We start from the raw sequence: 24,763 nt of genomic DNA, 5'->3' as shown, positions 1-24,763 counted from the left end.
CGTGTCATCTGGGGAGCGACCCCCAGGCCCCCGCCGGCCACCCAGGGTTGTCGCTTTGGGCGGGGGACACGGGCTGGCCGCGTCCCTGTCTGCTCTTCGCCATGTCACCGATCAGCTGACCGCGGTCGTCACCGTCGCGGACAACGGTGGCTCGTCCGGGCGGCTGCGCAAAGAGCTCGGTGTGCTGCCGCCGGGCGACCTGCGGATGGCGCTGGCCGCGCTGTGCCGCGACGACGAGTGGGGGCGTACGTGGGCCGATGTGCTTCAGCATCGGTTCCGCAGCAACGGTGAACTGCACGACCACGCGGTCGGCAACCTGCTGATCGTCGCGTTGTGGGAGCTGCTCGGTGAGGCCGTCGACGGGCTCGACTGGGTGGCGCGGCTGCTCGGTGCGCAAGGACGTGTACTGCCGATGTCGGCCGTACCGCTCGACATCACCGCGCGGGTGCTCGGCCTCGACCCGGACCATCCGGAGGCGATCACCGAGATCCGCGGCCAGGCCGATGTCGCGTCGACCGAGGGTCACGTCGTCGACGTCGCGCTCGATCCCGCCGACCCACCGGCATGCCCCGAGGCGCTGGTTGCTGTCGCGGAAGCCGACTGGGTGGTCGTCGGCCCAGGCTCCTGGTTCACGTCGGTGATTCCGAACTTGCTGGTACCCGCGCTCTGCCGCGGCCTTGAGCAGACCAGCGCGCGCCGGTTGATCACGCTGAACCTGGGCGAACAGAAGGGCGAGACCGACGGGTTCTCGCCGGAGACGCACCTCGAGGTGCTGGCCGCGCACGCCCCCGACCTGCGCATCGACGTCGTCCTCGCCGACACCGGCCACGTGCCCGACCCCGAGTCACTGCGCCGGACGGCACAGTCCCTCGGGGCCGAGCTGGTGATCGCGGACGTCGCGGACGACGACCGCGACCTGCACCACGCCCCGGACAAACTGGCAAAGGTCTACCGCGAGATCCTCAGCTGACCCCGGTCAGCGGTGCGGGGTCACCGGCTGCTTCTGGATCGGGAACGTGATCGCCGGCAGCTTCTGGATCGCGAACGGGATCACCCGGTCAAGTACCTTGCGGCCGTTCGCGTCGTACCCGCGGATGCGTGGCTTCTGGATCGTGGCGCCACGGGCCGTGCCGGGAGGGCTCGGGACGACGCCGATCCGGTAGATGCCGTCCGAGCCGAGCAGTGCTTCCCGTAGTACCTTTTCGCCGGGTACCTCGACGAGCACCTTCGTCACCGTGGCCGGTACGCGCAATCCGTCGATCCGCCCGGCCTCGAAGACGAGGCCGTCGGCCGGCGCGGGGGACAGCGGCCGGCGGCCGAAGCCCCAGCTCGGATACTTGCCGTCGGTGGCGTTACAGACGGCCACGACCGTGCGATCCGGCGAGACAAGCGTCGCGCCAATGGCGCCGCCGGAGCTCGTCTTCACCGCGACCTTCCACCGGGCGGTGACCGGGCCGGCCTTGTCCCAGGCCGGCACCGGCTCGTACCTCGGCGATTTGTCGTAGCCGGCGCAGCGCTTGATGATGTCGCTGTCACTGACCCGGCTGACCGGTGGTGCGGGCGCGATGGCCTTACCCGTCTCCCGGTCGATCAGCCAGCCGGTCTTCACATCCACTGTGACGGTCTGGCCCGCACCCGCGACCGGTGCTTCGCCGTCGACGCGGTGCGCGGACCAGGCCGCGGCGCCGCCGATGACCGCGGCCGCGGTCAGTACGGAGGTCGAGATGGTCGCGATCCGGGCTTTGCGGGCCGACCGCCGGGCGCGGCCGACGATCTCGCCGGGGCTGGTGTTCAAGGGCTGGTCGGTGTCGTCGGCGGCGTTCGCCAGCAGGCGTTCGATGTCGTTGCTCACGAGGCACTCCTTTCGGTCTGGTCGAGAAGTTCGCGAAGCTGGGCGAGGCCGCGGGACGTCTGGCTCTTCACACCACCCACGCTGACGCCGACGATCTCGGCGGTCTGCTCGAGGCTGAGGTCGGCGTAGTGCCGCAGTACGACGCACGCGCGCTGGCCGGGCGGTAGCGAGGCGAGTGCCTGCACCACGAGCATCCGGTCGTTCACCGAACCGACCGAGTCGTGTACCTGCGGTGGTTCGTGCACGTCGATCAGCCGCTCACGCCGCCACGGTTTCCGCCCCTGGTCGAACACCGCCGTCACCAGGCACTGATGCGCGTACCCGTTCAGCCCTTGGCTGCGATCGATCCGGTTCCACCGCCGATAGACCTTCACCAACGCGTCCTGCGCCGCATCTTCGGCCCGGTGCCAGTCACCACACATCAGGTACGCCGTACGCCGCAACCGCCGAATCATGCTCCCCGCAAACTCGGTGAACTCGGCTTCGTCCGCTGACCTCATACCCCTCCTCTCGACCTCGGCTCACATGGTCGCGGGAGGTAACGCACCCGCTGGCCCAAAAGGTTGCAGCCGGATCCGGAACCCGTAACCGGAGCAGCCGCGGCCCGTTGGTGATCCGAGGGTCTTTGACATGGGTGGGAGGATGCTTTCTATGGCGATGACAGCACAGGTGAAGTCCGAGCTGACCAGTATTCAGGTGACGAAACCGTGCTGCCGGAAGGCTGAAGTTTCGTCGATTCTGCGGTTTGCGGGTGGGCTTCATCTGGTGTCGGGGCGGATCGTCGTGGAAGCGGAGCTGGACAGCGGCGCGGCGGCGCGGCGGTTGCGGAAGGACATTGCCGAGATCTTCGGTCACCCGTCGGACGTCGTGGTGATCTCCCCGTCCGGAATCCGCAAGCAGACCAAGTACGTCGTCCGGGTGGTCCGGGACGGTGACGCGCTGGCGCGCCAGACCGGGCTGGTGGACAACCGCGGCCGGCCGGTCCGTGGGTTGCCGCCGGCGGTCGTGTCCGGGGCGTCCTGTGACGCGGTAGCGGCCTGGCGGGGCGCGTTCCTGGCGCACGGCTCGCTGACGGAGCCCGGCCGGTCGTCCTCGCTCGAGGTGACCTGCCCGGGACCGGAGGCGGCGCTCGCGCTGGTCGGTGCCGCGCGGCGGCTTGGGATCGGTTCGAAGGCTCGCGAGGTACGCAACGTCGACCGGGTGGTGATCCGGGACGGAGACGCGATCGGTGCGCTGCTGACCCGGCTCGGTGCGCACGAATCGGTGCTGGCCTGGGAGGAGCGCCGGATGCGGCGCGAGGTGCGCGCGACCGCGAACCGGCTGGCCAACTTCGACGACGCCAACCTGCGCCGCTCCGCTCGGGCCGCGGTGGCCGCCGGTGCGAGGGTGGAGCGCGCGCTGGAGATCCTCGGCGACGACGTCCCCGACCACCTGCAGATTGCCGGCAAGCTCCGGCTCGAACACAAGCAGGCCAGCCTCGAAGAGCTCGGCCAGCTGCACGAACCGGCGCTCACCAAGGACGCGGTGGCCGGCCGCATCCGCCGCCTCCTCGCCATGGCCGACAAACGCGCCTCCGACCTCGGCATCCCCAACACCGAAGCCAACCTCACCCCGGACATGCTCGACCCGGCCTGACCGAATCGTTACCCACAGCCCACTGCGAACCCCTTGCGGGGTTGGTTGGATCGTTATACCCACACCGGGAGCGACGATCGGAGAACCATGGGTGACAGCAACGAAGAAGAGCTGTACAAGCGGCAGCAGATGGACGAGGCGCTGCGGGTCCAGATGGAGACCGCGAAACGGGCGCAGGAGCTAGAGGACTTCCGGAAAGCGGAGGAAGCCCGCAAGGCTGCCGAGGAGGCGGCGAAAGGCAAGATGGTCGCCGACCCGGAGGAGGCGGCTCCGAACTGGCCGGACAACGGATTTCAGGCAGCTCCGCAGACCGGAGTGGATCGGCTGGCCGGGGCGTTGCGGGTCGGGCAGGCCGGGGACGTGGCCTTCGCGCGGGATCTGCTGAACAGCGGGCAGGCGCCGCTCGGCGCCGTCAGCAAGGCGGAGCCGGACGCGGCCGGCGCCAAGGACGGCGCCCATGACAGTGGCGCCGGAGCGCGTGCGCCGAAGCCTTCGCTGGGGCTCGGCTGACGCCTGTCCCGCCGGCCGGCAGGCACCAGCTGGTCAACTGGTATTCATGACAGGGCCCCGGGAGGTTTCCGGGGCTTTGTTACGTGGGGGTGGTCTGGTCCGGCAGGTATTCACGGGTCGGGGTGGTCTGATGTGGATGCTACCAGTTGGCCGGGTGGGCGGTTGGGCTAGTCTTCGGGCTGTAGCGGCAATGCAAAGCCAGTTCAGAGGAGACGTAGTCCCGTGACCGTACGCGTAGGTATCAACGGCTTCGGCCGCATCGGCCGTAACTTCTTCCGCGCCGTGCAGGCGTCCGGTGCCGACATCGAGGTCGTCGCCGTCAATGACTTGACCGACAATCAGACCCTCGCTCACCTGCTGAAGTACGACTCGATTCTGGGCCGCTTCCCGGGCGAGGTGACCGCGACCGAGGACGACATCACCGTCGCCGGCCACAGCTTCAAGGCCTTCGCCGAGCGCGACCCGGCGAACCTGAAGTGGTCGGACGTCGGCGCCGACGTGGTGATCGAGTCCACCGGCTTCTTCACCGACGCCACCAAGGCCAAGACGCACGCCGACAACGGCGCCAAGAAGGTCATCATCTCCGCCCCGGCGAAGAACGAGGACCTGACCGTGGTGATGGGCGTGAACCACAAGCTGTACGACGCAGAGAAGCACACGATCATCTCGAACGCGTCCTGCACCACGAACTGCCTGGCCCCGCTGGCCAAGGTCCTGCACGACGCGTTCACGATCGAAAAGGGTCTGATGACCACGATCCACGCGTACACCCAGGACCAGAACCTGCAGGACGGCCCGCACAAGGACCTGCGCCGCGCCCGCGCCGCCGCGCTGAACGTGGTGCCGACCTCCACCGGTGCCGCGAAGGCGATCGGCCTGGTGCTGCCGGAGCTGAACGGCAAGCTCGACGGCTACTCGCTGCGGGTTCCGGTGCCGACCGGCTCGATCACCGACCTGACCGTCGACCTCGGCCGCGAGGTCACCGTCGACGAGGTGAACGCCGCCTACAAGGCCGCGGCCGACGGCGAGTTCAAGGGCATCCTGCGGTACAGCGAGGACCCGATCGTGTCCTCGGACATCGTCACCGACCCGGCATCCTGCATCTACGACGCGCCGATCACCAAGGTGCTCGGCAACCAGGTGAAGGTCTACGGCTGGTACGACAACGAGTGGGGCTACTCGAACCGCCTCGTCGACCTGGTCAACCACGTCGGCGCCTCGCTCTGACGTACTCCCGCCGGCTCTGCGTCCGGAGCTCCGGCTCCGGGCGCGGAGCTCGTTCACCCCGAGGAAGCTGAACTGTGAAGACGATCGAAGATCTCGGCGACCTGGCCGGGCAGCGGGTGCTGGTCCGGTCCGACCTGAACGTGCCGATCAAGGCCGGGGTGATCGGCGACGACGGCCGGATCCGGGCCTCGCTGCCGACCCTGATCAAGCTGGCCAAGGCCGGCGCCAAGGTGATTGTCACCGCGCACCTCGGCCGCCCCAAGGGCGAGCCGAACCCGGCGTACACGCTGGCCCCGGTGGCGACGCGGCTCGGCGAGCTGCTGCAGCCCGAGGGCATCACCGTGCATTTCGCCGGGGACGTCACCGGCGATGCGGCGCAGTCGGCCGTACAGGACCTGGACGAGGGTGAGGTCCTGCTGCTGGAGAACGTGCGGTACGACCCGCGCGAGGAGAGCAAGGACGAGGCCGAGCGGGCCGGGCTGGCCGAGGAGCTCGCCGCGCTCGCGGACCTGTTCGTGAGCGACGGTTTCGGTGTCGTGCACCGCAAGCAGGCATCCGTGTACGACGTCGCGCGCAAGCTCCCGCACGCGGCCGGCGGCCTGGTACTGGCCGAGGTCGAGGTGCTGAAGAAGCTGACCGAGCAGCCGGAGCGTCCGTACGTTGTGGTGCTCGGCGGCGCGAAGGTGTCGGACAAGCTCGCCGTCATCGACAACCTGCTGGAGAAAGCCGACAAGCTGCTGATCGGCGGCGGGATGGTCTTCACCTTCCTGAAGGCGCAGGGCCACGAGGTCGGCAAGAGCCTGCTCGAGGAGGACCAGCTGGACGTCGTCCGCGGGTACCTGAAGCAGGCCGCGGACAAGATCGTGCTGCCGACCGACATCGTGGTCGCGCCCGAGTTCAGCGCCGACTCGCCGGCGACGGTGGTGGCCGCGGACGCGATCCCGGCCGGCCAGCTCGGTCTGGACATCGGCCCGGACTCCGGCAAGGCCTTCGCGGCCGAGATCGCCGGCGCGAAGACGGTGTTCTGGAACGGCCCGATGGGCGTCTTCGAGATGGCGCCGTTCGCCGGCGGAACCAAGGCCGTCGCGCAGGCGTTGACCGAGGTGAGCGGGCTGAGCGTGGTCGGTGGTGGCGATTCGGCCGCCGCGGTCCGGCAGCTGGGCTTCGCCGACGACGCGTTCGGCCACATCTCCACCGGTGGTGGCGCGTCGCTGGAATACCTGGAGGGCAAGGAGCTCCCGGGTCTCGCCGTACTGGAAGAGGACTGACCTGATGGCCGACGCTGTCAATGTTTCGACGGCTGCCCGCACACCCTTGATGGCGGGCAACTGGAAGATGAACCTCAACCACGTCGAGGCCGTGCACCTGCTGCAGAAGCTGAGCTGGACGCTGCAGGACAAGAAGCACGACTTCGAGCGGGTCGAGGTGGCGGTGCTGCCGCCGTTCACCGACATCCGCAGCGTGCAGACGCTGGTCGACGGTGACCGGATGAAGATCAAGTACGGCGCGCAGGACGTGTCCACCCAGGACGCGGGCGCGTACACCGGTGAGATCTCGGCGTCGATGCTGACCAAGCTCGGCTGCAGCTACGTGCTGACCGGCCACTCGGAGCGCCGGCAGTACCACGCCGAGGACGACGCGACGGTGAACGCGAAGACCACGAAGGCGCTGGCGGCGGGCCTGGTCCCGATCGTCTGCGTCGGCGAGGGGCTCGAGGTCCGCAAGGCCGGCGAGCAGGTGCCGTACACGCTGGCGCAGGTGGACGGCGCGCTGGCCGGGCTGAAGCAGGACGACGTCCGCAAGCTGGTGATCGCGTACGAGCCGGTTTGGGCGATCGGTACCGGCGAGGTCGCGACGCCGGAGGACGCCCAAGAGGTGATTTCGGCGATCCGGGGCCGCTTGGAGGAGACGATCTCACCGTCGGTCGCCGACTCGGTACGGATTCTTTACGGTGGATCGGTGAAGATGGCCAGTGCAGGTGGCATCATGGCCCAACCGGATGTCGACGGCTGCCTGGTCGGAGGTGCGAGCCTCCAGGTGGACGAGTTCGCCGGCATCTGCCGTTACCTGGACCTTCAGTTAGGCTACTCCTCGTGATTCTCGCTTTCTCGATCGTCGTGATCGTCTGCAGCCTGTTCCTCACGCTGCTGGTACTGCTGCACAAAGGCCGCGGTGGCGGCCTCTCGGACCTGTTCGGTGGCGGGGTGTCGTCCAGCCTGGGCGGCTCCTCGGTCGCCGAGCGGAACCTGGACCGGATCACGATCGGCGTCGGGCTGATCTGGTTCGCCTCCATCGTCGCGGTCGGCCTGCTCTACAAGCTCGGCTGAGGGGGAGTAGGTTCCCGTGGCTGGTGGTGGCAGTGCGATTCGTGGCAGCCGGGTCGGTGCCGGGCCGATGGGCGAGGCGGAGCGCGGCGACACCGCGCCCCGGCAGCGCATCGTCTTCTTCTGTGCGAACGGGCACGAGACCGCGACCTGGTTCGCGGTCGAGGCCTCCATCCCGGAGGAGTGGGACTGTCCGCGGTGCGGTCTGCCGACCAGCACCGATGTGAACAACCCACCCCCGCCGCCGAAGATCGAGCCCTACAAGACCCACCTGGCGTACGTGAAGGAGCGGCGCTCCGAACAGGAGGCCCAGGAAATCCTCGACGAGGCCCTGGAAAAGCTCCGCGCCCGTCGCGCCCGCGGCGAAGTCATCTTCTGAGCGCGCAAGGTCCGGACTCCAGCACGGAGTCCGGACCTTCTGCGTTCAGCCCGCGACTGGCGGTAAGGTCTCGGCATGAAATCGTCGATTGCCCCGGTTCGCTGGACGCCACCGCCCGCGGCCCCGGTGCGGTACCCGGTGAACGTGGATGTCGAGGTCGTCGAGTTGCCCGGTGCCGGGCCCGAGGACACGCTGATCGACGCGGACGGCAGCGTACTGACCGGGCTGTACGACGGGCGGATCCTCCGGGTCAGCGCGGACGGGCGAACCATCAGTACGCTCGCGGACACCGGCGGCCGCCCGCTCGGGCTGGAATGGCTGCCGGACGGCAAGGTACTGATCTGCGACGCGAACCGTGGCCTGCTCACGCTCGACCGGGACAACCGGATCGCGACACTGCTGTCCGAGATCGACGGCCGGCCGCTGCGGTTCTGCAACAACGCGGACGTGACCGAGGACGGCACGATCTACTTCACCGACTCGTCCACCCGGTTCGGGATCGACGAGTGGATGGCCGATCTGCTCGAGCATTCGGCCACCGGAAGCGTTTACCGGCGTACGCCCGATGGCGTGGTGACGCAGCTCGCCACCGGCCGGGCGTTCCCGAACGGTGTGGCGCTGAGCGCTGATCGCCGCTCCTTGTTCTGGGCGGAAACCGCGATGTACGGGCTGTACAAGCTGGATCTCACCACCACCGGCGCCGAACCGGAGAAGATCGCGGCGATCCCCGGCCTGCCGGACAACATCGCCCGCGGCTCGGACGGGCTGATCTGGGTCGCGGTCGGCTCGCCCCGCAACGCCGTACTCGACTTCCTGCTACCCAAGCACCCGGCTTTCCGGAAGCTGGTCTGGTCCCTCCCGGACGCCCTCAAACCGAAGGCCGCCGACATCATCGAGATCCAGGCCTACGACGAATCCGGCACCCTGATCCACGACCTCCGCGCCAAACACCCGAACTTCCACATGCCCACCGGAGTCCGCGAACGCAACGGGAAGGTATGGCTAGGAAGCATCGGCACCAACTCCCTAGCCACCTTCCCGACGCCGGCGCGGGCCGGCTAGTGCTGGGCTAATGTACTTCGAGCAATTCGATCGGATCGAACGCGAACTCGAACGGCTCGGACATCCGGAAGATCTCACCCGACACCGCCGCTGCGTGGGTCACGTACTGTCCGCCGACGAGGCGAAAGAGCTCCACCTGCGCGTCGGCTACACCGATCTGGACATGCATGTAATACGGAATGCCTTGGCGGGCGCAGATCGCCGGCTTGTCGATGCGGTCCCGATGGAAGGACGACGGTGAGATGATCTCGATCGGGCACAGGACCTGCTCGGCCTCGATCCAGGTCTGCTGCCGAACACGTTCGCGGAGAAGCACCAGGTCAGGCTCGATCCAGCCGCTGAGCCCAGTGCGTACGTTCAGCGCCGAGTACAAGGCGTGCCCGGCCGCGCGCGCAGGTCCGTCCAGCTGGAAGGCTAGCCGCAGCGTTGCCCAGCTGTTCGCGCTGCCCTCGCGTGGACTCATCCGCAGCCTTCCCTCAACGGCCTCGTATCTGGCCGGCGGCATACCTTCGATAGGCAGGTAGCGCTGCGCCAGCTCGATGGTCCACAGACCGTCGAGGTCGATCAGCGGATCGAACGGGAACTCCGGTGCCGGGGCTGCCATGCCTATCTCCTCTCGTCGATTCATCTTAGGCCAGGTTCCGCGGGTCCTGCGCGAGGCGCGGGACCCGCGGAACCTGGAACTCAGCTGGTCGGAGGCTTTGGAGCCACCTGTGCGTCCTCTGCTTTCGAGCCCTCCGTCACCGCTGCGCCGTTGCCGGCGACCACCAGGGCGAAGTCTTCGCCGTGGTTGCTGACGCCTTCGATGACTGCTGCTTCGACGGCGTCGGTGCCGATTTCGTGGCGGAGCATCAGGGGATCGGTGCGGAGGTCCTTGGCCAGGGCTACGGCCAGGCCGACCATCACGACGGCGAACGGCAGGGCCGCGACGATCGTGACGTTCTGCAAGCCTTGCAAGGCGTCTGATCCGCCTCCGCCGGCCAAGAGCATCACGGCCGCGACGGCTCCGGTGAGTACGCCCCAGAAGATGACCAGCGGCTTCTTCGGTTCGATCGCGCCGCGTTCGGACAGCGTACCCATCACGATCGACGCCGCGTCCGCGCCGGACACGAAGAAGATCGCCACCAGCATCACGACCAGGATCGTCGTCACCGCGGTGAGCGGGATGTGGTCGAGCATGCCGAACAGCTGGCCTTCACTGGTCGATTCGCCCGCGATGTCCGTACCGCCGCGCTGGATGTCGATCGCGGTACCGCCGAAGATGCAGAACCACAGCACGCTGACAAGCGACGGCACCAGCAGTACGCCGGTGACGAACTGCCGGATCGTGCGGCCGCGGCTGATCCGGGCGATGAACATGCCGACGAACGGCGTCCACGAAATCCACCAGGCCCAGTAGAAGACGGTCCAGCCGGACAGCCACTTGGCCATCGCGTCGCCGCCGCTCGCCTCGGTCCGGGCGGCCATGTCGGCGAGATCGCGGAAGTAGTCGCCGATCGCCGTCGGTACCAGGTTCAGGATCAGTACCGTCGGGCCGACCATGAACACGAAGACGGCCAGTACGACGGCCAGCACCATGTTGATGTTGGACAGCCACTGGATGCCCTTGGCGACCCCGGACACCGCGGACGCGACGAACGCGGCGGTCAGCACCGCGATCACGCCGATCATCACGCCGTTCCCGGTCTGGTCCAGCCAGCCGAGGATGCGTACGCCGGAACCGATCTGCAGCGCACCGAGCCCGAGCGACGCGGCCGAACCGAACAGGGTCGCGAAGATCGCCAGCCCGTCGATCAGCTTCCCGATCGGACCCTCGGTACGGCGCCCGAGCAGCGGTGCGAAGGCCGCGCTGATCAGCTGTGAACGCCCGCGCCGGAAGGTGCCGTACGCGATCGCGATGCCGACGACTGCGTAAATCGCCCACGGGTGCAGCGTCCAGTGGAACAGCGTCGTCGCCATCGCCGTCTCGAGCGCCTGCGACGAGCCGCCCTCGACCGTGCCGGGCGGGGGACTGGTGAAGTGCGAGAGCGGTTCGCTGACGCCGAAGAACATCAGGCCGATGCCCATGCCGGCGCTGAACATCATCGCCACCCAGGACACGGTCTTGAACTCGGGTTTCTCGTCGTCCCGGCCGAGGGGGATGCGCCCGTACCGGCCGGCGGCCAGCCAGATCACGTACACGACGAACCCGGAGGCCAGCAGGACGAACAGCCAGCCGGTGTTCTGCTCGACCCAGCCCAGCGCCGAGGTGGACGAGGTGCCGAGGCTGCCGGCGTCGACGATGCCCCAGGCGACGAAGGCCAGGGCGATGACCGCGGTGACGCCGAACGTGACGCGGTCGAGTCCGGAACCGTGACTTCGGCTGCCGGGAGGCGGTGGGGTCGCTATTGCGGGATGTGTGTTTCCGATGTTGTCTGTGTTATCGGGGTTGTCTGGAGTGTCTGCCGGGCTGTCGATGTCGATCGCCACAGGTTAGTCACGCCTCGCTTGGGCGCGCCTCCGTTCAGTTGTGTCGGGGATTGTGCCCCCCGACCGTGTCGGAGATCGTGGCAAAACGCAACAATCGTGGTTTCGGCCACACCGTCGTGTCGCCCGGTTAGGGTGCGGTCATGCGTTTCGGAATTGCGATTCTGCCCGAGTACCGCTGGCAGCAGGCGGCGCCGTTGTGGCGGCGCGCGGAGGAGTACGGGTTCGACCATGCGTGGACGTACGACCACCTGACCTGGAGCAGCTTGCAGGATTCACCGTGGTTCGGGACGACGCCGACGCTGACGGCGGCGGCGATGGTCACGTCGGCGATCAAGCTCGGCACCTTCGTCACCTCGCCGAACTTCCGGCACCCGCTGGCGCTGACCCGCGACGTGCTGGCGATCGACGACGTCTCGAACGGCCGTTTCCTCTGTGGCATCGGCGCCGGCGGCAGCCTGGACGCGACGATCCAGGGCGGTCCGGACCTCACGCCCCGCGAGAAGCAGGACCGCTACCAGGAGTTCGTGAAACTCTTGGACACCTTGCTCACGACGGACGGCGTCGACTTCAAGGGCGAGTACTTCGAGACCCGGAACGGGCGTACGCTGCCTGGTTGCGTCCAGCAACCACGTGTCCCGTTCATCCTGGCCGGCAACGGCCCCCGCTCACTGCGCTTCGCCGCCCAGCACGGCGATGGCTGGATGACCACCGGGGGAGCAGCCCCCGACCTGGACACCTGGTTCGCGTCGGTAGCCGACCTCAGCCACCGCCTCGACGACCTCTTGGCCGGCCGCCACCTGGACCGCTACCTGTCCCTCGACTCGGCCCGCTACGCCCTCACCAGCCCAGCCGCCTTCGAAGACTCCGTCGCCCGCGCCGCGGCCCTGGGCTTCACCGACGTCATCACCCACTGGCCCCGCCCCGACGGCGTCTACGCCGGCTCGGAACAAGTCCTGGAGAAGATCGCCACCGAGGTGATCCCGCGACTCCGCTGAACGCAGAAGTTACGAGCTGTGGCGCCGGAATCCCGGATCCGGCACCACAGCCGGTGATTACAGCCAGTGCTGTACCAGCTGTATGAGTCGGGCAACGAGTTCGCTGCTCATCCAGCGGGCCAGCGCGACGAGCGCGGCGCCGCCGAGCGCCTTGAGCAATGGGCGGCCCAGGCCATCGGCTGCGCGACGCAGCCGGCTGTCGTGCGCCGGCGCGTGATGGCGCCGGCTTTGAACGTTATGGCGCCGGCGTGACCGGGTGTACCCGGCCCGGGTGGTCGAGCGGACGTTTGACATCGCCCGCTTATACTTGAGCATGGCAGCTCGCCCCTTCAGGTTGAGTCGCCAGAAAAGGGAGCGCCCAGCCGGAGGTTCGCAGCCGTCTTGGCTGGGCACTTTCCCTTTTCTGAACAATTCGTTGGTCAGCGGCCCACTGATCAGCAGGCGTTTAGCGCGCAACTTTGCAGTAAATCAGGATCAATGCCCTGATTTACACTTGACGCGGTATTCGGTTATCAGCTCAGTGGGCCGGCTCTCACTTCCTTTCGCGACGTGCTGACCGGATATATCATGCAGGCAGTAGCACCTTGATCACCCCGGCCAGGCTTCGGTGATCCTGTGCGCCAGCCAGAAGTCCATCGACTTCGTCCCGGAGACCGTTGCGTGCCAGCTCCGCACAGGCAGCCGCGAGCTCGTCGACTGAGAGCAGGCTGCCGAGATGCCAGAGCGCAGCCAGCCGCTGGTCCGGGGGCATTGTCAGCAGCGACCCAACGACGGACTCGCGTTCGCCCGCGAAGGCGCTGGGCGCGATGTGCGGCACTGACCGAACATCGTTGCGCCGGTACCCCCGCTCTGCCGGTGTGCCGACAGGTGAGTCGTTGCGCCGGTACCCCTTGCTGGTCGTGGAACCATGCCGCTGGCCGAGCCTTCCGTTGGGCTGACGGATTCGGGCCGTGGCGGCGAGTTCGCGCAGATTGTCAATACTGATAAGGGTTTCGGCCGATCCTTTCGCGTGCCAACGGTCGAGTGCCAGTGCGTACAGACGCTCGACCGTTGCGGTTGACGGGATGCGGCGCGCGTGCAGGAAGTGCGAGATCGCTGCGGCCGAGTAGCCGAGATGCTTGCCCAAGGCACGCATTGTGATAGGCGCGCAAGCTGCGTGCAGCGTGCGAAGTGCGTCGGCGAGCCGACACTGCTCGGCTGTCGCGTCCGCCGCATACGTTGCTGAGATCTGTCCGCGGAGCGCCATTGGCCTCCTTTCTGTCCTGGCGGGCGCTGCTGCCTGCCGGTGCTCCAGCATCTTAGACCCTCTCGGGGACAAACTGATGGAGGCGATGGCTACAGATTTGTAGTCAATAGTTCAACCGGCGATGTTTACATTGGCGCTGGATGTTTACAGTTTGTTGCGCTGGCCGCGCGAGGCCATTTAGCCTCTTCGGGCAATGTTAAAGTTGGCTGTACGACCCGGCCAGCGTGATCGCTGACGCAGAGGAGGATCGATGAACTTGCCACCTTGGCAGGATGATTCGCTAGGGACGATGAAGCGGGTCGCGTTGTGGCTGATCCAGGTCGTTGGGGAAGGGAACGACTTCACGAAGGAAGCGCTGCGCGCAGATTTTCCGAGCGTGTCGCAAATCGATCGGCGAATGCGTGACCTCCGGGACTTCGGCTGGCGGATCGACACGAACCGCGAGGACCCTGCGTTAGGTGCGCATCAGCAGCGGTTCGTCACCCAGGGCGATCCAGTCTGGGAGCCGGGGCGGGCCGGCAAGCGCTCGAAGCGCTCGACGGCGATCGGCGCCGGACTGCGTCGGCAGGTCCTGTCTGCCGATGGTCACATGTGCCGATCGTGCGGGATCACCCCGGGAGATACCTACGCTGGCGGTTATGAGACCGCTCAGCTGGATATTGCGCGGCGCGAAGTTTTGCGGCCGGACGGCAGTGTAGAGATTGAATTGATCACCGAGTGTAACCGTTGCCGGGTGGGCGGCCGTGACCTCACGGCGGACCGCGGAGCCGTGCTCGCGAACGTGTCTGCTCTGAGTGGTGCTGAGCGCCGGGTGCTGGCGGGCTGGGTGAATGCGGACGCTCGAGAGTTCAGCCGGCTCGAGCGGATATGGAGCGAGTACCGGACTCTGCCGGAACCATCGCGAACCGCTGTCCGGCAGGAGTTGGGGCTCGATTAGCCGGCGGTCTGTGAGAAGCTCCGCTGACGCACGACGAGAGCAGGGATGATAGGTGACAAAGGACTACGGTCGGCCAGCTAACGCAGATGAGAACCGTGCGCTGGTAGAGAGCCGGCTCGCCGAACTCGCTGATAGTGACGGTCCTCGCGAGACCCTGACTGTGGAGTGGCGTGGCTCACCGAGGCATCTGGACGTCATCCAGCTTCGCGTCGGCACGCTGCACTACAACCCCGCAACGCACCGGATCCGCGCTCAGCGCAGTCATGATGCGCATCGGGACGCGCTGCTGGAGGCCGATCCGTGGACTTCCGCGAGTCAGGCGTACCTGGACAGTCTGCTGAAGGCCCGGCCAGGGGATCCCTCACAAGTTGATCCAGAGTTCACCGATTTGGCTGAGAGCCTGCGTGAGTATGGCCAGAGTGAACCGGGCCTGGTAACGCACGACGGCGTTCTGGTGAACGGCAATACTCGCCGTGCAGCACTTCTTGACCTCCATGGACCGACGCACCTGATGCGAGTCGCAGTTCTGCCGGCATCCTGCAGCTGGGAAGACATTGCGGCGATTGAGTTGTCGCTGCAGCTCCGGAAGGAACATCGGCGGGACTACTCGTACATCAACCGGCTGCTCGCGGTCCAGGAACTTGTCGAGGCCGGCACCCCCCTTCCGACGATCGCTGCGACATTCCGGACGACTCCCGCTCGATGCATGCAGGATCAGTGGGTGCTGTCGTGTATCGAGGCGATCATCGAACGAAGCGAGGTGAACGGCGCCCGCCTCCCGCTGGTTTCGTTCGAGGATCACCAGGAGAAGCTGCGGGAGCTTCACCGGGCTTTCGAGAAGATCCATGCAACGAATCCGGAGAAAGCCGAGTTGCTCCTAGAGAGCCGGATGGCCGCGATCATGCTGGGATTCTCCAAGACAGATGTGCGGCACATCGAACCCGGGTTCGAAGACAAGTATCTGGCGGGCGAGGTGCCGGGCGGCATCGTGCCCAAGGCTTCTAGCGGCGGCGTGACGATCCCGGGTCTGGGCCGATCAGTCAAGCAGGATTCAGGCGCGCTGAGGAACGCGAAGGCGCTTACTGACGCGATTCTCCGGGCACGGATGGCGACTGATGGGGTCGTGGATTCATCGCTTGGCGGTAGTCCAGACTTCGTGGAGCTGAAGACAGCGATGGACACAGCGATCGACCGTGCTGGTCGCGATGGCAGGGTCAGGAAACGGAAGCAAGCTGCACCGAAACGCTTGCTCGACGCGGCCGCAGACGTGGATCAATGTGTGACCGATCTGGCTCTGTCCCGCGCGACCCAGAGTCTGGATGAGGACGCGTACGACGACGCACTGGTGACGCTGCGGAAGAGCCTCGAGAAACTTGCTCGCGAGACGCGGAAGACCGTGAAGGACCCGGGCGACGGTGTGTACTGGCTGCTTGAGGAGTTCGGAAAGGGGTTCTGAGTGGAACCAGGACCCAGCGCAGGGCTGGTGATTGGGTTTGATGTGACCCGGACCCAGGCGCTGCTGAGATGCGTGCCGGCGCACAAACAGGCGCTCGGCCGCTTGATGTCGAGGTTTCCGTCCGGGCGGATGGTGGACCAGCTGGCCGCGAGCGTGCCGATCGACGGATTCGTTGCTGGAATCGCGGCGCTCGGCGGGTGGCCGGACCCAGACGGTGTGACCTGGGAGCCTGATTTTCAAGCTCTGATCACGGACCTTCTGGATTCGGCCGACGATGTCGAGAACCTGCTCGCCGGTGCTCCGCCAGGCGAGCAGGTCGATCCAGCGGATGTACGGGGCATGCTAGGTCCCGACTGGACCGGTGACCTCACAAAGTTCCAGGAACGTGATATTGCCCGGCTACTTTCTATGAAGCATGGTGCGAACTTCAGCGTGCCGGGTGCAGGTAAGACGAGAGTGTCGCTTGCAGCCTTCGCTGCGCTTCGAGAGCAGGGGCGAGTCTCCCGGATGCTGGTCGTCTGCCCGAAGTCGGCGTATCAGGCATGGGCCGAGGAGGCCCAGGTCTGTTTTCGGCGGCCCCTGGTAGTCGAGGTGCTGAACCGCAAGCCGTCAGTCAGGGCGGACATCATCGTGGTGAACTACGAACGGCTCGACAAATCGCTCGGTGCGTTGTCCGATTGGCTGAAGGCTGAGCCTGCGATTCTGACGCTCGACGAAGCGCATCGGATGAAGCTCGGGGGAGCGGGAGTGTACGGTGCCGCCTGCATGGCTCTTGGCCCGTTGAGCCGGGTGCGGATGATCCTGAGCGGGACGCCGGCGCCGAATGGAGCGAAGGACCTTGAGAACCTCCTGTCGTTCGTTTGGCCCGGATACGGGCGCCGAGTGGTCACCCAGGCAGTGAACGGCGGGGACCTCGCATACGCCAGCTCGGTCCTCCGGCCGCTCTACGCCCGTACGACGAAGCACGAGCTTGGGCTGCCTCCCGCGCAGACAAGGATTCGCAAACTCGCCATGCCACCGCTGCATCGCGAGATCTACCGCGCTCTCATCGGAGACCCGTCGGCTCGGGCGGTCCCAGACGGCAAGGAGTTCGAGGCTCTTGGCAGGGCAGTGCTGCGATTGCTGATGGCAGCCACAAGCCCAGCCCTGCTTGTTGAAGGCTCAAGTCCATACGAGCCGCTCTCGTTCCAGGTGCCCCCGCTCAAGATTGCTGAAGATAGCCCACTCTGGCCGCTCTTTCGCAGGCTGCCTGAGCACGAGGTTCCGCCGAAATATCACGAGACCCTGTCCATCATCGATGCAAACGCCAAGGCTGGCCGCAAAACGCTCGTATGGGCGAGCTTCGTGCGGAGCATTGCTACTCTCCAGACGCTGCTCGCTCCCTACCAGCCAGCCATGGTGCACGGCGGCACGCCGAACCGTGAGGAAGAGATCCAGCGTTTCCGGGAGGACCCTGAATGCATGGTTCTGGTCTCGAACCCAGCCACGCTGGGCGAGGGCATCAGTCTGCACCACGTGTGCCACGATGCCGTCTTCGTCGATCGAGACTTCCAGGCCGGCCGGTACCTGCAGAGCCTCGACCGGATTCACCGTCTTGGTCTCGCGCCAGACGCTCAGACGAATATCACCGTGCTGGTCTCCGAGGGGACTGTCGATGAGATTGTCACCGAGCGGCTGGCGGACAAGCTGACGTTCATGGGCGAGATCCTCGACGACCCGTCGGTCAAACAGCTCGCAGATCCCGAAGAGGAGCCTTCGTCGCTGGCGGCTGGAATGGACCAGCAGGACGTCCAGGCCCTGCTTGCGCACCTGGGTCGGCCACCGAGGTGATCCCGCGACTGCGGTAGGACGGCGGACGGGCCGCACACCTGGTGGTGTGCGGCCCGTTCACTGTGTGCTGGAAGGGTCTCAGGAACCGATCGCGCGGATGTTCTCCGCCTGCAGGCCCTTCTGGCCCTGGGTGATCTCGAACTCGACCCGCTGGTTCTCGTCCAGCGAGCGGAAGCCCGACATCTGGATGGCCGAGTAGTGCGCGAACACGTCCGCGCCACCGTCATCCGGGGTGATGAAGCCGAAGCCCTTGTCAGCGTTGAACCACTTGACAGTACCGACAGCCATTGTCTATCTCCTCGATGGCTTATAACTAACCGTGACCCACACCTCATGGATCACGTGTCGCCGAAAGGTCCCAGACGACAGACCGGCCATGCAGCACAGCAAAGTCAGGGAGTCCAAAACTGCAACGCCATAACTGTAGCCGTTCTGCGGCGCGATGGTAGAGGTGACCACAAACACGTGTCGCTGATTGTCGCGGCCCGCTACCCTCTGTGCCCGCCCCGCTGCGGGCGCCGGACGGTCGCCGAAAGTCCGGAAATCCCGCGCCGACCTGCTGATTCGCGGCGGTCGCGGGGTGCGGCACGATGGCAACGAAGGACAATGGCCAGGTACGCCGGGTAATGGCCGCGAAATCCGGATCATTTCTCTCGGCGTGTCGCGCAGCTGTGGGCAGTTGCGCCGGGCGCAATCGAGCGAGCAATCGAAGGAGGCAGACGTGATCGTCACCGTGACGCGCAGCGGCGGGTTCGCCGGGCTGACCAAGCACGGCGAGCTCGACACCAGCGCCGAGCCGGACGCCGACCGGCTGGAGGCGGCGGCGCGGGCGCTGGAGGCGAAAGACCTGGGCAGCGGCCGGCCGCAGCCGGACCGGTACGTGTACCGGCTGGAGGTGCGTGACGACCAGGACGCCGCGCAACAAGCCGTACACACCGTCGCCGAGCAGGATGTGGACGCCGCCACCGCCTGGCTGCTCGACCGCGTCCTGGGCAGCTAGGGCAAGACACGGTCAAGGCCAGGCGTGGGGGCAACCAGGCTAGGCCCAGTCGATCTCCGGCGCTCGGTAGAAGTTGATCCCGAGCACCTCCCATCGCGGCGCCTGGGCGGCGAGCCGCTCCCGGTACGCCGACCAGTCGAGCGCGCCCTCCTGTGACCACCCGAGCTCAGCGATCCCGGGCAGCCGCGGGAACACCATGAACTCGACCTTCGCCAGATCGTCGAGCGTCTCGGTCCACAGCGGCGCCTCGACACCGATGACCGCGTCCGCCGGTACGTCCGGGATCAGCGTCGCCGGATTCCAGCTGTACGACTGCTCCACGCTGACCAGCCCGGCCCAGTCCAGACCAAGCGGCGTCTCCGCGTGGTACTTCATGTCCAGGTACGCGCGATTCGCCGGCGAGAGCACCAGCTTCGCGCCGCCGGCGACCGCCTTCTGCGCCAGTGCCTGCGCCTTCTCGTCTTCCGTACCCCAGTACTGGACGACCGTCCCGGCCGGCAGCGGCGCGTCGCCGATCTCGTGCCAGCCCATCACCGTCTTGCCCTGCTTCACCACCAGCTCGGCGGCCTTCGGTACGAAGGTCAGGTAGTCCGAGTGCGGCGTCGAATGCGCCTCGTCCCCACCAAGGTGTACGAGCGCGCCCGGCGTCTGCTCGGCCACTTCGCGGAACACATCGTCCAGGAACCCGTACGTGATGTCCTTGCCGACCGTCAGCGTGCTGAAGCCGACCTCGGTCTCGGTGTACAGCTCCGGCGCCTTGCCGTCCGCGGTCAGCTCCGGGTACGACGCCAGCGCCGCGTTGGTGTGTCCAGGCGTGTCGATCTCCGGTACGACGACCAGGTAGTGCTCGCCCGCGTACCGCACGATCTCGGCGAAATCGGCCTTCGTGTAATGACCACCCGCGCCACCGCCGACCTGCGTACTGCCGCCGTACTCGGTCAGCCGCGGCCACGAATCCACCTGAATCCGCCAGCCCTGATCGTCCGACAGATGCAGGTGCAGCCGGTTGATCTTGTACTGCGACACCAGCTCGATGAACGTCTTCACCTGATCGACCGTGAAGAAGTGCCGCGTGACGTCGAGCATGACCCCGCGGTACTCGTAGCGCGGCGCGTCCGTGATCGTCGTACCGGCGATCTCCCACGGACCGTCCTGCGTACTGCCGGCCTCGGCCTTCGCGGGCAGCAACTGCCGGAGCGTACTGACGCCGCGAAACACGCCCTCGGCGGTGGCCGCCGTGATGGTCACCGCATCAGCGTCGACGTGCAGCTCGTACCCCTCGGCGCCGAGCGACTCCGCGCCGGCACTGGACAGCGTGATCGTCCCGGCGCCCGGCTGGACCGGCAGGTCGAACCCGGTCGAGCGCCGCAGCTGCGCGGCCAGCCGGTCGGCGATGGTCTGGGTGGCGTCGTCATGGCCGATGGTGGCGTCCGGGGTCAGCGTGAAGCTCGTGCCGGGAAGCGCCTGCTGCGTCGTGGGCTGCGGGATCATGATCGAGAGTGTTCGCGGACCGCCGTATTTCGTCAAGACCCTTTAGTAATTCTCTCAGCACTGCGCGACGGCCACCGCTGCCCGGCGCCGGGTCAGCAGCGGCTCGCTCAGTATCACCGCGGCCGCCTCCGGCGTGCTGCCCCGGCGCGAAGGACTGTCCGGGACCTCGGTCCGCGGCAGCAGCAGCATGATCCCGGTGCAGGCCACCGCGCCGAGTACCGCCATCGCCACGAACGGCGCCCGCCACCCGGCCTGCTCGCCGAGCCAGGTGCCGAACGGGATGCCGATGATGGGCGCCAGCGCCGTCCCGATCGCCAGCCGGGCGACCACCCGGCCACGCTGCTCCGGCGGGAACAGGCTGGTCGCGATCGGCGGCGCGATCGACCAGAACAGTGCCTGCGAGAGTGCGATCACCAGCCGCCCGCCGAACAGCACTTCGTAGGTCGGGGCAGCCGCGGACAGCGCGGTGGCCACGGCAGTACGCCGAGAGTCCCGCCGAGGACCTGACGGCGGGGGAGATGGTGCGTCAATCGGGCCAAGGGCAGCGAGGCGAGCACGACCACCACCGCGTACCCGGTGACGAGCAGGCCGACCTGGGAGCGGGACCGGTCGAGATCTCCGGCGATCACAGTCAGCAACCCGATCGGCAGTACTTCGATGGTGACGAACGAGAACGTCGAGACACCGAGCAGTACCAGGGCGGCGTTGGCTCGGCGGGACGAGAGGACCATGGAGTCACCTGATCCCGGTCAAAAGTCTGATACTGGTAGCGTCTCATCCATGGCCGACGGTCTACACGGGGTTTTCCGCAGAGTGGGCGGGCACCCTGCGCTCGACCTGGTGAACACGGTCAGCCCGCGGTTGCGCGGGGGCGCGGTCGAGCACGACTACCTGACGACCCCGGCCGAGCTGCTTGCCTGGAGCCGGCGGATCGAGCTGATCGACCTGCGCGACTTCAGTGCTGTCGAGGGCACGTGGCGGATGGCACCGGAGCTGGCCGCGAAGGCGCTCGGCGCGACGCTCGAGATCCGCGAGGCGGTGTACGACGTGCTGGCGCCGCGGGCCGACGGCGCGGTGGTGGCGGCCGACGGGGTCAAGCGCAGCGCGGGTTCTGCCTTCGAGCGGTTGATGTTGCGCTGGTCGGCGGCGGCCGCGCGCTCGATGCTGATTCCGGTGGCGGACCGCGAGCGTGGTGTCGCGGAGTTGGTGATCGGGACGTCGCCGGCGCAACTGATCCCGGATCGGTTGGTGACCGCGGCGGTCGAGCTGGTGCGTACGGTCGAGCTGCGGCAGCTGCGCGCCTGCCCGGTCGAGGACGGTGGATGCGGCTGGCTGTTCCTGGATCGCAGCCGGAACGGTTCCCGGCGCTGGTGCGCGATGGAGGACTGCGGGACGCGGGCGAAGATCCGCAAGCTGGGAGAGCGCCGGCGCGCTACCTCCGTACCCGGTGATTAGTGGTAGCGGGGTCGAACCTTCACTGTCAGCGACCGGCTCACAGAGCGAGAACGCGTGTCGAAAGGTGCGAACTGTCCCCTCGACCTGTCATCGTAGGCGGCCGGGCCTTCCGACATGACGGGCCTGGCCGGGCCTGCCCTGACAAGGGAGCGGGCTGACGTAACGAAGCTGGAGGACAGATGACGCAGGTGGCAGAGCAGCCGGGCAGTACTGCCGGGCGGCTCGGCTCGGTGGTGCTGGATTGCCCGGACCCACTCGAGCTCGCCCAGTTCTACTCGGCGCTGCTGGGGCTGGAGATCGACGACAACGGTGACGAGGACTGGCGGAGCCTGACCGGCCCCGGGTCGTCGCTGGGGTTCTCGACGCTGGCCTTCCGGCGCTCGGAGGAGTACGTGCCGGCCACGTGGCCCGGCACCGACGCGCAGGATCTCCATCTCGACCTGATCGTCGAGGACCTGTCCAGCGGTCACGCGACCGTGGTCGCTCTCGGGGCCGAGCCGCTCGACCCGCTGGACCCACCGCCCGCCGAGAACGCGCGCGGCTGGCGGATCTACGCCGACCCGGCGGGGCATCCGTTCCGGATCTGCCTCGAGTGAGTCACCGGAAAGCCCGTCTCAGCCCCGCTGGGACGGGCTTTCCGCATGTTCAGGCCAAATCGTTCAGGCCGCGTCGTCGCGGCCCAGTCGTTCAGGCCCAGTTCGCGCTGTCGGTGAACGGGAAGTGCCGTGCCGCGTCGTACCGGGGTAGCGGCTGGTAGATGTTCACGCCCGGCTCCCCGCGCAGGTGGAAGGCGCTCGGGTACGGCGTCTCCGGGTCGGTGATCCGCGTCGACGTGGGGATGTACCGGATGGTCAGCCCACAACGCCGATTCGGTGACGTGTTCGCGTTGCTCCCATGCACGATGTTCGGGTGGTGTACCTCGACATCGCCCGGCGCGAGCACCATGTCGACGGCCTGTGCTTCGTCCACGTCGACCGCGATCTCCTTGCCGAGCACGCTCTCGACATCGGTGTTGTCGCGCATCCCGGCCACCTCGCCGCGGTGGCTGCCCGGGATCACCCGGACGCATCCGTTCGCAGGGGTCGAATGGTCGACCGCCAGCCAGAGCGTCACCACGCGCATCGGATCGAGCGGCCAGAACGCCGCGTCCTGGTGCCAGAGCACCGGCTGACCGGAGTACGGCGGTTTCGAGATGTAGTGCGACGCGAACAGCGCGATGTCCGGCCCGACGAACTGTTGGGCGATGTCGACCAGCCGATCGTCACTGATCAGCCGGACCCAGAACGGGTCGTCGCGCAGGTACGTATGCCCTAGCTGCTCGGGGCGTACGTCGGGGTGCCTGGCTTGCAGCCATTCGACATGATCATTCACTTCCTTGATCAGGTCCTGGTCGATGACGTTGCGGAAGATGACATAGCCGTCGGTTTCGAACATGGGTCCAGCGTGCGGCCGGTGGGTGGTCGCGGGCTAGCAGCGGGCTGACCGGTATTTGTACTGTGTTGACGTGGAGCAGATCCTGCGGTTCGAGGCGCATGCGTTCGGTCGTCCGTACCACGCGGCCCGGGTACGGATCGCGGCGCGCGCCCGGGACACCGAGTTGCACACGCATGCGGACTTTCATGAATTCATGGGTGTGGTTTCCGGGTGTGGTGAGCATTTGCTGACGACCGGTGTCGAGGTGCTGCGGCCGGGTGATGTGGTGCTGGTGCGGCCGAGCGATCGGCATGCGATTCGCGGGTCGGCGCCGGACGGGCTGGAGTTCATCAATGTCGCGTTTCCGAGCTCGATCTGGCAGGGGTTTCTGGATCTGACGCGTACGCCGACGTGGTCGTCGCGTGGGCCGATCAGTGTGCATCAGCCGGCCGCCGTACCTGTGTTCGAGCGGGCGCTGGATCGGTTTCAGGGCAGTCCTACTACGTACGATTTGATCCGCTTCTGGACCGACCTGCTGGAGTTGCTGCGCCCGGACGAGGCCGCCGCGCCTGGGGTACCCGATTGGCTGGCCAAGGCGTGTACGGCGATGCGCGCCGAGGCGAATCTCCGCGCCGGGGTACCGCGCTTGCTTGAGCTGGCAGGGGTCAGTCCCGCGCACCTGTCCCGCTCGATGCGGGCCGCCTACGGCATCACCCCCACCGCTTTCGTCACCGACCTCCGCCTGGAACACGCCGCCTCGTTGCTAGCAGCAACCAACACCCCGATCGCCACCATCGCCACCACCTGCGGCTTCACCAGCCAGTCCTACTTCACCCGCTGCTTCACCACCAACCACACGCTCACCCCCACCGCCTTCCGCCACCACTCCCAACGCGCCTTCGTCCCGTGACCGGGGGTGCCCCTCCGAGGTTCATCAAGCGGCCGCCGGGTGACTGTTAGCTGCCCCAAACCGGTTTGGGGCGACGGTGTGAGTGGAGCGGGGAAGGTTGTACCCCTGGAATGAGCCGCGAGGCGCCCCAAACCGGTTTGGGCGCGGTGCGGGTGTGTGTGACGAGTGCGGCGAAGGACGCGCCGGCGGCGCGGAGGTGGGTGCCGTCGCGAGCGTGGCGGCGGCCGCTCATGGCGACGGCGGCACGTGGCGACGGCTGCAGCGGCGGGTGGTGCCCTCGGGGAGACTGCGCCGGCGGGTGGTGCGCACGGAGGCTGTGACGGACTTGGTCGGGGTCACCTGCGTGTGGATGTCATCCCAGTTGTTCAACCAGCTGATCGGTACCGAAGGACGGGTAGTGGTCCGGCCAGGAACCACCGAACGCGGGTGCCGCACGCTCAGCATCCGGTGGAGCTGACCATGACTACCCGTCCTTCGGTACCCACCGCTTTAGCGGGGTTTTGGGTGGAGGGTGTTGGGCGGGTTCAGGGGGTGATTGCAACACCTGTCGGTTGAAGGGGTGTTGTGATGGG

General features: G+C 67.1%; 28 protein-coding genes. 17 read left to right on the top strand and 11 right to left on the bottom strand.

The genetic code is table 11. From position 1 onward, the window contains the following. Nucleotide 1 precedes the first annotated feature (1 nt). On the top strand, nt 2–970 hold the full coding sequence (locus ABD260_RS22615; protein WP_425553371.1) for a gluconeogenesis factor YvcK family protein: 969 nt from the start codon (nt 2–4) through the stop codon (nt 968–970). Between the two features lie 6 nt (nt 971–976). Here the strand turns inward: ABD260_RS22615 and ABD260_RS22610 are convergent, their stop codons facing one another. Both ABD260_RS22610 and ABD260_RS22605 read right to left on the bottom strand, forming a co-directional pair. Further along, nucleotides 977–1,852 carry a hypothetical protein gene (locus tag ABD260_RS22610; protein WP_344236017.1) on the bottom strand — a complete coding sequence of 292 codons (876 nt, stop codon included), beginning with the start codon at nt 1,850–1,852 and terminating at the stop codon, nt 977–979. Then, the gene (locus ABD260_RS22605) at nt 1,849–2,352 is read right to left on the bottom strand and encodes a SigE family RNA polymerase sigma factor (RefSeq protein WP_344236015.1); all 504 of its coding nucleotides are present in this window, start codon (nt 2,350–2,352) and stop codon (nt 1,849–1,851) included. The genes ABD260_RS22610 and ABD260_RS22605 overlap by 4 nt, the downstream gene beginning before the upstream one ends. A gap of 151 nt (nt 2,353–2,503) precedes the next feature. Between ABD260_RS22605 and whiA the strand changes: the two genes are divergently transcribed. From whiA to ABD260_RS22565, 8 genes are all read left to right on the top strand, one after another. Beyond that, a complete protein-coding gene (gene whiA / locus ABD260_RS22600; protein ID WP_344236013.1) occupies nt 2,504–3,487 on the top strand; it encodes a DNA-binding protein WhiA in 984 nt (327 codons plus the stop codon). A gap of 87 nt (nt 3,488–3,574) precedes the next feature. Then, nucleotides 3,575–3,997, top strand: coding sequence for a hypothetical protein (locus ABD260_RS22595; RefSeq protein ID WP_344236011.1), 423 nt, complete (start codon nt 3,575–3,577; stop codon nt 3,995–3,997). Between the two features lie 222 nt (nt 3,998–4,219). Further along, nucleotides 4,220–5,224, top strand: a complete 1,005-nt coding sequence (gene gap, locus ABD260_RS22590) for a type I glyceraldehyde-3-phosphate dehydrogenase (protein ID WP_344236009.1) — start codon at nt 4,220–4,222, stop codon at nt 5,222–5,224. A 74-nt stretch (nt 5,225–5,298) separates the two neighbouring features. Then, nucleotides 5,299–6,492, top strand: coding sequence for a phosphoglycerate kinase (locus ABD260_RS22585; protein WP_344236007.1), 1,194 nt, complete (start codon nt 5,299–5,301; stop codon nt 6,490–6,492). 4 nt (nt 6,493–6,496) lie between these two features. Then, nucleotides 6,497–7,321 (top strand): triose-phosphate isomerase, encoded by an 825-nt coding sequence (gene tpiA, locus ABD260_RS22580; RefSeq protein WP_344236005.1) that lies wholly within the window; start codon nt 6,497–6,499, stop codon nt 7,319–7,321. Further along, the gene (gene secG / locus ABD260_RS22575; protein ID WP_130448352.1) at nt 7,318–7,551 is read left to right on the top strand and encodes a preprotein translocase subunit SecG; all 234 of its coding nucleotides are present in this window, start codon (nt 7,318–7,320) and stop codon (nt 7,549–7,551) included. Before tpiA ends, secG begins: the two co-directional genes overlap by 4 nt. Before the next feature lie 16 nt (nt 7,552–7,567). After that, nucleotides 7,568–7,927 (top strand): RNA polymerase-binding protein RbpA, encoded by a 360-nt coding sequence (locus ABD260_RS22570; RefSeq protein WP_130385522.1) that lies wholly within the window; start codon nt 7,568–7,570, stop codon nt 7,925–7,927. Nucleotides 7,928–8,002: 75 nt separating this feature from the next. After that, complete coding sequence (locus tag ABD260_RS22565; RefSeq protein WP_344235997.1) at nt 8,003–8,989, top strand: SMP-30/gluconolactonase/LRE family protein; 987 nt, start codon at nt 8,003–8,005, stop codon at nt 8,987–8,989. Nucleotides 8,990–8,996: 7 nt separating this feature from the next. Here ABD260_RS22565 and ABD260_RS22560 read toward each other — a convergent pair whose 3' ends face one another. Beyond that, nucleotides 8,997–9,593 carry a Uma2 family endonuclease gene (locus tag ABD260_RS22560; RefSeq protein WP_344235995.1) on the bottom strand — a complete coding sequence of 199 codons (597 nt, stop codon included), beginning with the start codon at nt 9,591–9,593 and terminating at the stop codon, nt 8,997–8,999. 80 nt (nt 9,594–9,673) lie between these two features. Continuing rightward, nucleotides 9,674–11,458, bottom strand: a complete 1,785-nt coding sequence (locus tag ABD260_RS22555; protein WP_344235993.1) for a BCCT family transporter — start codon at nt 11,456–11,458, stop codon at nt 9,674–9,676. 140 nt (nt 11,459–11,598) lie between these two features. Between ABD260_RS22555 and ABD260_RS22550 the strand changes: the two genes are divergently transcribed. After that, the gene (locus tag ABD260_RS22550; RefSeq protein ID WP_344235991.1) at nt 11,599–12,453 is read left to right on the top strand and encodes an LLM class flavin-dependent oxidoreductase; all 855 of its coding nucleotides are present in this window, start codon (nt 11,599–11,601) and stop codon (nt 12,451–12,453) included. Between the two features lie 57 nt (nt 12,454–12,510). Here ABD260_RS22550 and ABD260_RS22545 read toward each other — a convergent pair whose 3' ends face one another. Together ABD260_RS22545 and ABD260_RS22540 are read right to left on the bottom strand one after the other, a co-directional pair. Further along, complete coding sequence (locus ABD260_RS22545) at nt 12,511–12,909, bottom strand: hypothetical protein (protein WP_344235989.1); 399 nt, start codon at nt 12,907–12,909, stop codon at nt 12,511–12,513. Nucleotides 12,910–13,018: 109 nt separating this feature from the next. Beyond that, entirely contained in the window at nt 13,019–13,579 is a 561-nt protein-coding gene (locus tag ABD260_RS22540) for a hypothetical protein (RefSeq protein ID WP_344235987.1), read from the bottom strand. A 370-nt stretch (nt 13,580–13,949) separates the two neighbouring features. Between ABD260_RS22540 and ABD260_RS22535 the strand changes: the two genes are divergently transcribed. From ABD260_RS22535 to ABD260_RS22525, 3 genes are read left to right on the top strand one after another with little or no spacing between them, the layout of a single operon-like run. Then, the gene (locus ABD260_RS22535) at nt 13,950–14,636 is read left to right on the top strand and encodes a hypothetical protein (protein WP_344235985.1); all 687 of its coding nucleotides are present in this window, start codon (nt 13,950–13,952) and stop codon (nt 14,634–14,636) included. Nucleotides 14,637–14,688: 52 nt separating this feature from the next. Next, nucleotides 14,689–16,092, top strand: a complete 1,404-nt coding sequence (locus ABD260_RS22530) for a transcriptional regulator (protein ID WP_344235983.1) — start codon at nt 14,689–14,691, stop codon at nt 16,090–16,092. Nucleotides 16,093–16,119: 27 nt separating this feature from the next. Next, entirely contained in the window at nt 16,120–17,922 is a 1,803-nt protein-coding gene (locus ABD260_RS22525; protein WP_344235981.1) for a DEAD/DEAH box helicase, read from the top strand. Between the two features lie 78 nt (nt 17,923–18,000). Here ABD260_RS22525 and ABD260_RS22520 read toward each other — a convergent pair whose 3' ends face one another. Beyond that, a complete protein-coding gene (locus tag ABD260_RS22520; RefSeq protein WP_130385526.1) occupies nt 18,001–18,210 on the bottom strand; it encodes a cold-shock protein in 210 nt (69 codons plus the stop codon). A 433-nt stretch (nt 18,211–18,643) separates the two neighbouring features. Between ABD260_RS22520 and ABD260_RS22515 the strand changes: the two genes are divergently transcribed. Further along, nucleotides 18,644–18,922: a protealysin inhibitor emfourin gene (locus ABD260_RS22515; protein WP_344235979.1), complete on the top strand. Its 279-nt coding sequence runs from the start codon at nt 18,644–18,646 to the stop codon at nt 18,920–18,922. 39 nt (nt 18,923–18,961) lie between these two features. On the opposite strand, the gene ABD260_RS22510 is transcribed toward ABD260_RS22515, so the two are convergent. From ABD260_RS22510 to ABD260_RS22500, 3 genes are read right to left on the bottom strand one after another with little or no spacing between them, the layout of a single operon-like run. After that, nucleotides 18,962–20,413, bottom strand: coding sequence for a beta-N-acetylhexosaminidase (locus tag ABD260_RS22510; protein ID WP_344235977.1), 1,452 nt, complete (start codon nt 20,411–20,413; stop codon nt 18,962–18,964). Nucleotides 20,414–20,467: 54 nt separating this feature from the next. Beyond that, nucleotides 20,468–20,887, bottom strand: a complete 420-nt coding sequence (locus tag ABD260_RS22505) for an MFS transporter (RefSeq protein WP_344235975.1) — start codon at nt 20,885–20,887, stop codon at nt 20,468–20,470. Further along, complete coding sequence (locus tag ABD260_RS22500; RefSeq protein ID WP_344235973.1) at nt 20,824–21,144, bottom strand: MFS transporter; 321 nt, start codon at nt 21,142–21,144, stop codon at nt 20,824–20,826. The genes ABD260_RS22505 and ABD260_RS22500 overlap by 64 nt, the downstream gene beginning before the upstream one ends. A gap of 49 nt (nt 21,145–21,193) precedes the next feature. Here ABD260_RS22500 and ABD260_RS22495 point away from each other — a divergent pair, with 49 nt between their 5' ends. Further along, nucleotides 21,194–21,868 carry a CGNR zinc finger domain-containing protein gene (locus ABD260_RS22495; protein ID WP_344235971.1) on the top strand — a complete coding sequence of 225 codons (675 nt, stop codon included), beginning with the start codon at nt 21,194–21,196 and terminating at the stop codon, nt 21,866–21,868. A 179-nt stretch (nt 21,869–22,047) separates the two neighbouring features. Beyond that, nucleotides 22,048–22,464: a VOC family protein gene (locus ABD260_RS22490; RefSeq protein WP_344235969.1), complete on the top strand. Its 417-nt coding sequence runs from the start codon at nt 22,048–22,050 to the stop codon at nt 22,462–22,464. A gap of 91 nt (nt 22,465–22,555) precedes the next feature. On the opposite strand, the gene ABD260_RS22485 is transcribed toward ABD260_RS22490, so the two are convergent. Then, nucleotides 22,556–23,302, bottom strand: a complete 747-nt coding sequence (locus ABD260_RS22485) for a phytanoyl-CoA dioxygenase family protein (RefSeq protein ID WP_344235967.1) — start codon at nt 23,300–23,302, stop codon at nt 22,556–22,558. Between the two features lie 70 nt (nt 23,303–23,372). Between ABD260_RS22485 and ABD260_RS22480 the strand changes: the two genes are divergently transcribed. Beyond that, the gene (locus ABD260_RS22480) at nt 23,373–24,191 is read left to right on the top strand and encodes a helix-turn-helix transcriptional regulator (RefSeq protein WP_344235965.1); all 819 of its coding nucleotides are present in this window, start codon (nt 23,373–23,375) and stop codon (nt 24,189–24,191) included. Nucleotides 24,192–24,763 lie beyond the last annotated feature (572 nt).

Source organism: Kribbella hippodromi (assembly GCF_039531045.1).
Classification (GTDB): Bacteria; Actinomycetota; Actinomycetes; order Propionibacteriales; family Kribbellaceae; genus Kribbella; species Kribbella hippodromi.
This window is presented reverse-complemented; position numbering and strand designations above follow the sequence as displayed.

Coding starts and splice junctions, on each gene's coding strand:
- ABD260_RS22595 (WP_344236011.1), top strand. CDS start 3,575: ATGGGTGACAGCAACGAAGAAGAGCTGTACAAGCGGCAGCAGATGGAC.
- ABD260_RS22520 (WP_130385526.1), bottom strand. CDS start 18,210: ATGGCTGTCGGTACTGTCAAGTGGTTCAACGCTGACAAGGGCTTCGGC.
- ABD260_RS22550 (WP_344235991.1), top strand. CDS start 11,599: ATGCGTTTCGGAATTGCGATTCTGCCCGAGTACCGCTGGCAGCAGGCG.
- tpiA (WP_344236005.1), top strand. CDS start 6,497: ATGGCCGACGCTGTCAATGTTTCGACGGCTGCCCGCACACCCTTGATG.
- whiA (WP_344236013.1), top strand. CDS start 2,504: ATGGCGATGACAGCACAGGTGAAGTCCGAGCTGACCAGTATTCAGGTG.
- ABD260_RS22565 (WP_344235997.1), top strand. CDS start 8,003: ATGAAATCGTCGATTGCCCCGGTTCGCTGGACGCCACCGCCCGCGGCC.
- ABD260_RS22535 (WP_344235985.1), top strand. CDS start 13,950: ATGAACTTGCCACCTTGGCAGGATGATTCGCTAGGGACGATGAAGCGG.
- ABD260_RS22605 (WP_344236015.1), bottom strand. CDS start 2,352: ATGAGGTCAGCGGACGAAGCCGAGTTCACCGAGTTTGCGGGGAGCATG.
- ABD260_RS22560 (WP_344235995.1), bottom strand. CDS start 9,593: ATGGCAGCCCCGGCACCGGAGTTCCCGTTCGATCCGCTGATCGACCTC.
- ABD260_RS22490 (WP_344235969.1), top strand. CDS start 22,048: ATGACGCAGGTGGCAGAGCAGCCGGGCAGTACTGCCGGGCGGCTCGGC.
- ABD260_RS22495 (WP_344235971.1), top strand. CDS start 21,194: ATGGCCGACGGTCTACACGGGGTTTTCCGCAGAGTGGGCGGGCACCCT.
- ABD260_RS22500 (WP_344235973.1), bottom strand. CDS start 21,144: ATGGTCCTCTCGTCCCGCCGAGCCAACGCCGCCCTGGTACTGCTCGGT.
- ABD260_RS22485 (WP_344235967.1), bottom strand. CDS start 23,302: ATGTTCGAAACCGACGGCTATGTCATCTTCCGCAACGTCATCGACCAG.
- ABD260_RS22510 (WP_344235977.1), bottom strand. CDS start 20,413: ATGATCCCGCAGCCCACGACGCAGCAGGCGCTTCCCGGCACGAGCTTC.